This is a genomic window from Erwinia sp. (assembly GCF_031978025.1).
In the GTDB taxonomy this organism is placed as follows: Bacteria; Pseudomonadota; Gammaproteobacteria; order Enterobacterales; family Enterobacteriaceae; genus Erwinia.
In genome coordinates, this window is sequence record NZ_DALZCD010000185.1 from 1 (window position 1) to 8,705 (window position 8,705).

Genomic DNA, 8,705 nt, shown 5'->3' on the forward strand with positions numbered 1-8,705 from the left:
AAATAGAAGGGAACCCGCCATGCTGACGATCTACGGCATTAAAAACTGCGACACCATAAAAAAGGCCCGAAAGTATTTAGAAGCAAACGGCGTGGCTTACCAGTTTCACGACTATCGCGTCGACGGACTGGATGCGGATTTACTTCAGCGCTTCAGCGACACGCTCGGATGGGAAGCCTTGCTGAACACGCGCGGAACGACCTGGCGCAAACTGGATGAAGCGACGCGCAGTGCCGTAAACAATGCCGCAGCCGCACAGCAGCTGATGCTGCAACAGCCGGCCATCATTAAACGACCATTGCTCTGCCGGGCAGACGGCTCTATGCTGCTGGGTTTTAATGAAACCACTTACTCATCTTTTATCATGGAGAAGTCCTGATTATGTATTGTCCGGTCATTGAGCTGACGCAGCAGCTTATTCGTCGCCCTTCCCTCAGTCCGGATGATGCCGGTTGTCAGGCTCTGATGATCGAGCGCCTTAAGGCGCTGGGCTTTACCGTTGAATTAATGAATATTGGCGACACGCAGAACTTCTGGGCCTGGCGTGGTGAAGGCGAAACGCTGGCCTTTGCTGGCCATACCGACGTGGTGCCCGCCGGTGATGCCAACCGCTGGATCAACCCGCCGTTCGAACCTACTATTCGCGACGGCATGCTGTTCGGGCGCGGCGCGGCAGATATGAAAGGCTCGCTGGCCGCCATGGTTGTCGCCGCCGAGCGTTTTGTCGCCGCCCACCCGCGCCACAAGGGCCGACTGGCCTTCCTGATTACGTCGGATGAAGAAGCCAGCGCCGTTAACGGCACGGTTAAAGTTGTCGAGACGCTGATGGCACGCAATGAACGCCTTGATTATTGCCTGGTCGGCGAACCTTCCAGCACGGAAATCGTGGGCGACGTGGTGAAAAACGGCCGTCGCGGTTCTATGACCGCTAACCTGACCGTTCACGGCGTACAGGGCCACGTTGCCTATCCGCATCTTGCCGATAATCCAGTCCATCGCGCGCTGCCTGCGCTGAACGAGCTGGCGACGACGGAATGGGATCGGGGCAACGAATTTTTCCCGCCAACCAGCATGCAGATTGCTAACGTTCAGGCCGGGACCGGCAGCAATAACGTCATTCCGGGCGAGTTTTCCGTGCAGTTTAATTTTCGCTTCAGCACCGAGCTGACCGACGCGATGATTAAGCAGCGCGTCAAAGAACTGCTGGAACGCCATCAGCTGCGTTATACGCTCGACTGGGTCGTTTCCGGCCAGCCTTTTTTAACCTCCACCGGCAAGCTGGTCGAGGCGGTGGTAAACGCCGTTGAGCACTATAATGAAATCGAGCCGCAGCTGCTGACGACTGGCGGCACGTCCGATGGTCGCTTTATTGCCCGTATGGGCGCGCAGGTCGTGGAGTTAGGGCCGGTCAACGCCACCATTCACAAAATAAATGAGTGCGTTAAGGCCGCCGATCTCCAGCTGCTGAGTCGGATGTATCAGCGCATTATGGAACAATTGTTAGCGTAAGGATCAAATATGGAATGGCTGAAAGAGTACTGGTGGTTGATAGGTATCGTGCTGATGGTAGGCATTCTGATGAATGTGTACAAAGATCTGAAGCGCATCGACCATAAAAAATATATGGATAACAAACCGGATTTACCGCCGCATCGTGACTTCAACGATAAATGGGACGATGACGACGACTGGCCTGAGAAGAAGTAACCAACAGGGGCGACGGCCCCTGTTTTACTTTGCTCAGGGCACCTCGGCTACCGATACCCTGAGCCGCCATGCCTCCGCCCGCTGATTATCCAGCAGGATCAGCGCCCGTTCCGCTTCCTGCCGCCAGCCGTGCAACAGTGCCTTACGCCCCGACAGCCCCGACAGGCTGACCAGCTCTGCCTGAGCCAGCCCTTCTTTTAATATGCCCTCTACTAACGGCAGCGGCTGTAAAGCGTTATTGAGCAGCCTGCCCAACGCGCCGATAGCGGCTTCAAACGGACGCTGCGCCCAGACAAAACCCGCCAGTTCGCGCCAGTCTTCTTCGTCCAGTTCCGCGGTTTCTGCATTTGGGAAATCCAGCTCGATGCCGTGAAGAAAAGGCTGCAGCCAGCGCCAGTCGCGCGCCAGTCGACGCTGCGCTCTGTCTGCCAGCGCGTGTCCCTGCTCGCTTAAAGGCAGTATCGCCATGGCGGTATGGCAGCCGCTGCTGGCTTCCGTTCGCGTCCCCAGGCGCACCAGCCGGAACCCGCAGGCCTGCCAGAAATGCCACAGTGAGGGCGTATAGCCGAAACTAACTGAAAAAAAGTCCAGCCCTTGTGCCTGACTTACGCTTTGGCGCACCATCTCCCGGCCAATGCCCTGCCGCCGCAGCGCAGGCATAATAGCGATACGGCTGATACGACGCGAGCGCATTTGCGCCGCTTCCGGCCAGCCACCGTGCGCGGCCAGCGACTGCGCCACCAGATTGCCCGCCGGGCGACGCCGTCCCGCCCAGACCGCCTGCGCCAGTTCTGCCGCTAACCCTCCCTCTTCCACCAGCCAGAGCGCGCCCTGAACCCGATCAGCCTGAAGCGCGGCGCTGAAGCGCATCCCTGGCGCGTCCATCATGCGCCGGAGATCGAGCGGCGAAGTACGGTAGTGCGCGCTGGCGAGCAGCTGATAGATGGCCTCCAGCACTGCCGGTTTATCCTGCCATTCCGCCTGCTGCGGAAAACAAAAATGCACCGGCGCGCTGACCTCTTCAGGCTCCGCCTCGCTGAACAGCAATGCACGGTCGATAAACTGCTCCAGCGGATCGTGCTGTGACCAGCGCAAAGGCCGATCCAGCCTGCACAGCGTCACGTTGGGCAGGCTGGCGCAGAATTTCAGCATAAAACCGCGTCCCGTCCCTTCATAACCCTGCAGGGTGGTGGTTAACAACGTACGGGGAAAAAGCCTGACCAGCTGTGCCAGCATCGGGGCGGGAATAGCCGCTGCCTCATCAATCAGCAGCCAGTCAACATCCTGCGGGCGCGCCTGTGGACTGAGCGCCAGCAGCCTGTCGGGCGCCATGAAATCAAAAGCGTCGCCCGCAAATCTTGCCAGCACGTCCGTTGCGGCTTTGGCCGGTGCAGAAATCAGCGCACGACCCGGCCAGCGGGCGGCCAGCGAGCCGGCGAGTGCAGACTTGCCTCGCCCTCGTGGTGCGGTGACCACATAGATCCCCGGCGGTGCCACCATCAGCCGTTCGAGCAGAGCCTGCTGTCCAGTGTCGTCGTCAGCCTGCCACAGCGGCGCGACCGGCGGCGCAGGCAGAACGGGCGCCTGATGCTGAAAAAAACGTGCAACCTGCGGGTCGTCCAGCATCAGTTTTTGCAGGCGAGAGATAAAATTGGGGGTGGCGACTGGTGTGGGGGTGTCGCCCCAGCGCAGCGAATCTCTGTCGGGTTGCGTCGCCCAGCTGGCCCATTCCGGCACCAGCATCAGCAGCCAGCTTCCCGCTTTCAGCGTGCCCGCCAGTACTGCCAGCGCCTCGGCGTTGAAGCCGTGACGCGCATCAAACACGGCGTGCAAAAATTCCTGCCCCAGCAGGGTTCGCACCGCTTCAGGCGCGCAGTGCAGCGGACTTTGCGGCGCGGCGCCAAGCCACAGCCAGTCGCCGGGCAGCAGGGAGATCCATTGCTGCGCCTGCTGCTGGCTCCATTCCGCTTCACCGCTGATGACCATCAGCCTGCGCATGCCCTGCTGCTGTAGCTGTTCCGTTTGCGAAATAACGTCGCGCAGGTCAGCCACTGAAGGTATCACACTGGCCAGGATTGCCGCTGTCGAACCCTTTTTTAAACCAGCTATAGCGCTGCTGAGAGGTGCCGTGGGTAAAGCTGTCCGGCACTACGCGTCCCTGACTTTTCTGCTGTAGACGATCGTCGCCGATCGCTTCGGCCGCGTTTAGCGCCTCCTGCAAATCGCCCGGCTCCAGCACGTTTTCCTGCTGCATATAGTGTCCCCAGACACCGGCAAAGCAGTCGGCCTGAAGTTCCAGCTTCACAGAAAGCTGATTCGCCTGCTTTTCACCGCCCTGCTGCTGGAGCTGACGAACTTTGGGTTCGATCCCAAGGAGATGCTGCACGTGATGGCCGACTTCATGCGCTACCACGTAGCCCTGAGCAAAGTCGCCGTCCGCACCAAGCTTGTTTTTCATTTCGTCATAGAACGAAAGATCGATATAAACGGTGCTGTCGGTCGGGCAGTAGAACGGCCCCATAACGGATTGTCCCGTGCCGCAGCCGGTACGCGTCGCCCCGCGATACATCACCAGTTTCGGCGGCGTATAGGTTTTGTTCATTTTTACGAAGATTTTCTGCCAGGTATCTTCCGTGGTGGCCAGCATCACGGAGGTAAATTTCGCCGCTTCATCCTGCTGCGGTGTACTTCGCTGCTGCTGAGAAGACAGCGGGGTCGACGACTGACCGGTTAATAAAGGGGTTAAATCGTAGCCGTAATAGCCTGCGATCATCACGATAATCAGCACAATAATACCGCCTTTACCGCGAGGGATGCGCATCCGCCCCACGCCCATCGTATTACCACCGGTTTCGTTACGGCGATCTTCCACATTGTCGCTCTCACGGCGCCCTTGCCAACGCATACACTACCTCGGATTATGAACTGTTGGAGTGATTTTAGTCGTGCATAGCCGCTAACACCAGCCTTGCGGCGGTTATCGGGTCGTAACGGGAAAGGATTTCAGAATGCAGGAAGCGGGCAGCAGAAGAGACGGGGAAAAGCGGCCGCGGGGTAAACCACGGCCAGGCATATCAGTCCAGCTTCACGCCCAGACGATTGGCGACTTCTTCATAGGCTTCAATCAGGCCACCAAGGCTTTGGCGATAACGATCTTTGTCCATTTTGTTCAGCGTTTCTTTGTCCCACAGGCGGGCGCCATCCGGCGAAAATTCGTCGCCCAGGGTGACTTCGCCGTGGAACAGGCCGAACTCCAGCTTGAAGTCTACCAGGATCAGACCCGCATCAGAGAAAAGCTGGCTCAGGACGTCATTGGCCTTGTAGGTCAGCTCGCGCATACGCGCCAGATTCTCTTTGCTTACCCAGCCAAAAGTTTCGCAGTAGGATTCATTGATCATAGGATCGTGCCGCGCATCGTCTTTCAAAAACAGATCGAACACCGGCGGCTGTAAAACCGTGCCTTCTTCCACGCCCAGACGCTTCACCAGCGAGCCGGCAGCGCGGTTGCGCACCACGCACTCTACGGGCACCATCTCCAGCTTTTTGACCAGTGCCTCGTTGTCCGACAGCAGCGCCTCCATCTGGGTAGGAATGCCCGCTTCCGCCAGCTTGCTCATAATAAAATGGTTAAATTTATTATTAATCATCCCTTTGCGATCGAACTGTTCGATGCGTTCACCGTCCAGTGCTGATGTATCGTTGCGGAATTCGAGTACCAACAGATCCGGATTTTCGGTGCTGTAAACGGTTTTCGCTTTGCCGCGATACAACTCAGCTTGCTTTTTCATCTCTTTACTCCAAACGTGAAATGCCCGGTGCTTTTGCCTGCGAACAGGTCGAAACCGGTCGGATATGAACTGTTGCGCCCATTGTATGATCGGACGCGAAAAAACCGAAGCAATCGATTACGCGGCAACAAATAAAAAAGGCCGACGGGGGTCGGCCGATAAATTATTTGTTAAAGGCCGCCTGGAAAACGGCTACCAGCGCATCATTTTGCGACTGGGTCAACGCATGGCCTTTCGGATCCAGGAACTGCAGGCTGCTGCGGTTATCCAGATCGCCGACCTGCAGCTTATAGTTGCCGTTGGTCAGCTGCGGATCTTTCGCGCCGATACTGTCCCAGGTGTCGCTGGAAGGCGCGCTGTAGGTGACGTTCAGGCTACCCTGCGGACGGTTGCGATCGGTAATTTTCATCCCTACGCGCTCCAGCGCGGCCGGCAGACGCTCCCACACCAGGTTAAACGGCGCGCGCACCACCAACGTAGGCAGGCCAGTGTCGTCGGCACCGCTCTGTACGTTGATTTGTGCCGTGCTGCCTTTCACCGCCGCATCATCACGAGTCGTGGCGATTTTATCCAGACCGGCGCTCAGCTCGTTCAGCATCTGCGCGGTATAGCGCTGTAGCTGGACGGGTGAAGTAACGGCTTTACCTTCCTGCTCCAGTTCCAGTAGCTTCACGCTCAGCGCCTGCTGATAGCCCTGCTGCTGCACGGCTATCTGGTAGCGGCCGCGATACTGATGATCTTCATCAGCACGGTTCCACTGCACCCAGTCGGTGGTCAGCGTTTGGCTGCTGTCGGTTTTGCTGGCGACAGGATAGTTACGCGTCTGCACTACCGTTACCACCTGCGGCCACAATGCGCCGCTGGCGTTATCCACCAGCAGCACGCCGGAGTTGCCAGCAAACTGGGTGCGGGCACCGTTGATCAGCGCCAGCGGCTGGGCAGGCGGACGAATGTCCAGCTGCTTGCCGACGGCCCCTTTGCCACTGGCGGCAGGAATATCAAAATCGCCGTTTTGCAGCGGCAGGATGGTGCCGGCCGGTGCGTGCAGCTCATTAATATCCGCAGCCTGAAGGTAAGATTCGTCGCCGCTAACCTGGCGCTTGTAGCGCTGATCGCTCGAACATGCCGCCAGCAACATCACCAGCGACAGGCCAACCACTTTCGCGATTGCCGACTTTTGTACTGAGTAAGCCATTACTTCTCCCTAAATTTACAGCAGGCCTGCGTCTTTCAGTGCCTGCTCAACAACCGGACGACCGGCATCAGTCATCGGCGTCATCGGTAGACGCAGCGTATCGGTTGCAATTAATCCTAATTTTTTAGCCGCCCATTTTACCGGGACAGGATTAGGCTCAATAAATAGCTTCTGGTGCAAAGGCATCAGACGCTGGTTAAGGCGGCGCGCTTCCCGGAAGTTGCCCTGCTGCGCAAGCGCACAAAGCTCCACCATTTCGCGCGCGGCGATGTTGGCCGTCACGGAGATCACTCCCTTGCCGCCCAGCTGCATAAAGTCGAGGGCGGAGAGATCGTCACCGCTGACCAGAATAAAATCATCATCGACCCGCTCTTGGATCTGACTAACCCGCGATAAGTTCCCGGTCGCTTCTTTGATTCCGATAATATTTTTAATCTTCGCCAGCCGGCCTACGGTTTCCGGCAGCATATCGCAACCGGTGCGCGAGGGCACATTGTAGAGCATTTGCGGAAGATCGGTGCTTTCGGCGATGGCTTTAAAGTGCTGGTACAACCCTTCCTGAGTAGGACGGTTGTAGTAGGGAGTCACGGTAAGGCAGCCAACCACGCCGCTGTTTTCAAACCGATGCGTCAGCGCAATACCTTCTGCAGTAGCGTTAGCGCCGGTACCGGCAATGATGGGAATGCGGCCGTCGGCCAGTTCCAGCGTCAGCATCACCACATCGCCATGCTCGTCGTGGCTTAATGTGGCTGACTCGCCCGTTGTTCCTACGGAGACAATTGCCGCTGTTCCGCTGGCAACATGATAATCAATCAGTTTTTTCAGACTTGCGCGACAGACCGACCCTTTGTCGTCCATCGGCGTAACGAGCGCAACAATACTTCCCGTAAACATTAGCCATCCCCTCCACAAACAAGTGCTTCATGGTACGTTTGACGGCCCACGAAAAGCAAGCGGGCAAGCCCGTCAGGCCCCTTGGCACAGGGTATTTTTTATGTTTACCTAAGAGTTATCACAATTGCTAATCACTGAGACGTACAGGAAGCATTATTTTGCCGCAGTCAGAGCAACATCACCTCGTTATTACCGCCGTGGGCGTCGATCGACCGGGGATTGTTAATACCATTACCCGTCATGTCAGCAGCTGCGATTGTAATATTGAAGACAGCCGCCTGGCCATATTGGGTGATGAGTTCACGTTTATTATGCTGCTTTCAGGAAGCTGGAACGCTATCGCCCTGATTGAATCAACGCTGCCGCTAAAGGGCGCCGAGCTGGAACTGCTGATCGTGATGAAGCGGACAACGTTTCGCGAGAGGCCGCCCATGCCCGCTACCGTTTGGGTGCAGATTGAAGTTATCGACTCCGCACATATTATCGAAAGATTTACCGATCTTTTTGATTCCCACCAGATGCATATTGCTGAACTGGTCTCACGCACGCAACCCGTGGCAGAAAATCAGCCGTCCTTGCTCTATATTCAAATTACCGCACACAGTCCTGCCAGTCAGGATGCTGCAATTATTGAGCAGGCGTTTAACGGCCTCTGTACAGAGTTAAAGGCACAGGGCACTATTAGCGTCGTCCAGTATCCACAGCATGATGAATAAACGGAGAAGAGTGATGAATCCACTGAAAGCCGGCGATCCCGCACCCGCCTTTAGCTTGCCCGATCAGGATGGCGAGCTGGTAAACCTGACCGACTTCCAGGGACAGCGCGTGCTGGTCTATTTTTACCCGAAAGCCATGACGCCGGGCTGTACCGTACAGGCATGCGGTTTACGCGACAGTATGGATGAGTTGAAAAAAGCGGGCGTGGAGGTGCTGGGCATCAGCACCGATAAACAGGAAAAGCTGTCTCGTTTTGTCGAGAAAGAGCTGCTGAACTTCACGCTGCTGTCGGATGAAAACCATCAGGTTTGCGAGCAGTTCGGCATTTGGGGCGAGAAAACGTTTATGGGCAAAACCTATGACGGTATTCACCGCATCAGCTTTCTGATTGGTACCGACGGCCA

10 protein-coding genes are annotated in these 8,705 nt (G+C 56.9%); 5 read left to right on the forward strand and 5 right to left on the reverse strand.

Annotated features, from left to right (window positions below):
• Window positions 1–19: 19 nt before the first annotated feature.
• From RTK32_RS14710 to RTK32_RS14720, 3 genes are read left to right on the forward strand one after another with little or no spacing between them, the layout of a single operon-like run.
• Window positions 20–379 (forward strand): ArsC family reductase, encoded by a 360-nt coding sequence (locus RTK32_RS14710; RefSeq protein WP_312045276.1) that lies wholly within the window; start codon window positions 20–22, stop codon window positions 377–379.
• A 2-nt stretch (window positions 380–381) separates the two neighbouring features.
• Window positions 382–1,509, forward strand: coding sequence for a succinyl-diaminopimelate desuccinylase (gene dapE, locus RTK32_RS14715; protein WP_312045260.1), 1,128 nt, complete (start codon window positions 382–384; stop codon window positions 1,507–1,509).
• A gap of 9 nt (window positions 1,510–1,518) precedes the next feature.
• The gene (locus RTK32_RS14720) at window positions 1,519–1,707 is read left to right on the forward strand and encodes a YpfN family protein (RefSeq protein ID WP_312045262.1); all 189 of its coding nucleotides are present in this window, start codon (window positions 1,519–1,521) and stop codon (window positions 1,705–1,707) included.
• 33 nt (window positions 1,708–1,740) lie between these two features.
• Here RTK32_RS14720 and RTK32_RS14725 read toward each other — a convergent pair whose 3' ends face one another.
• The 5 genes from RTK32_RS14725 to dapA form a co-directional block, all read right to left on the reverse strand.
• The gene (locus RTK32_RS14725) at window positions 1,741–3,750 is read right to left on the reverse strand and encodes a tRNA(Met) cytidine acetyltransferase TmcA (protein ID WP_409451103.1); all 2,010 of its coding nucleotides are present in this window, start codon (window positions 3,748–3,750) and stop codon (window positions 1,741–1,743) included.
• A 1-nt stretch (window position 3,751) separates the two neighbouring features.
• Window positions 3,752–4,612, reverse strand: a complete 861-nt coding sequence (locus RTK32_RS14730; protein ID WP_312045264.1) for a neutral zinc metallopeptidase — start codon at window positions 4,610–4,612, stop codon at window positions 3,752–3,754.
• 169 nt (window positions 4,613–4,781) lie between these two features.
• Window positions 4,782–5,495, reverse strand: coding sequence for a phosphoribosylaminoimidazolesuccinocarboxamide synthase (gene purC / locus RTK32_RS14735; RefSeq protein ID WP_312045266.1), 714 nt, complete (start codon window positions 5,493–5,495; stop codon window positions 4,782–4,784).
• 163 nt (window positions 5,496–5,658) lie between these two features.
• Entirely contained in the window at window positions 5,659–6,690 is a 1,032-nt protein-coding gene (bamC, locus tag RTK32_RS14740; RefSeq protein WP_312045268.1) for an outer membrane protein assembly factor BamC, read from the reverse strand.
• Window positions 6,691–6,705: 15 nt separating this feature from the next.
• Window positions 6,706–7,584, reverse strand: a complete 879-nt coding sequence (gene dapA / locus RTK32_RS14745) for a 4-hydroxy-tetrahydrodipicolinate synthase (protein WP_312045270.1) — start codon at window positions 7,582–7,584, stop codon at window positions 6,706–6,708.
• A 158-nt stretch (window positions 7,585–7,742) separates the two neighbouring features.
• On the opposite strand from dapA, the gene RTK32_RS14750 reads away from it, so the two are divergent.
• Both RTK32_RS14750 and bcp read left to right on the forward strand, forming a co-directional pair.
• Window positions 7,743–8,300, forward strand: coding sequence for a glycine cleavage system transcriptional repressor (locus RTK32_RS14750; protein ID WP_312045272.1), 558 nt, complete (start codon window positions 7,743–7,745; stop codon window positions 8,298–8,300).
• Between the two features lie 13 nt (window positions 8,301–8,313).
• Window positions 8,314–8,705 (forward strand): thioredoxin-dependent thiol peroxidase (bcp, locus tag RTK32_RS14755; RefSeq protein ID WP_312045274.1); only part of this gene is annotated, 392 nt, incomplete at its 3' end.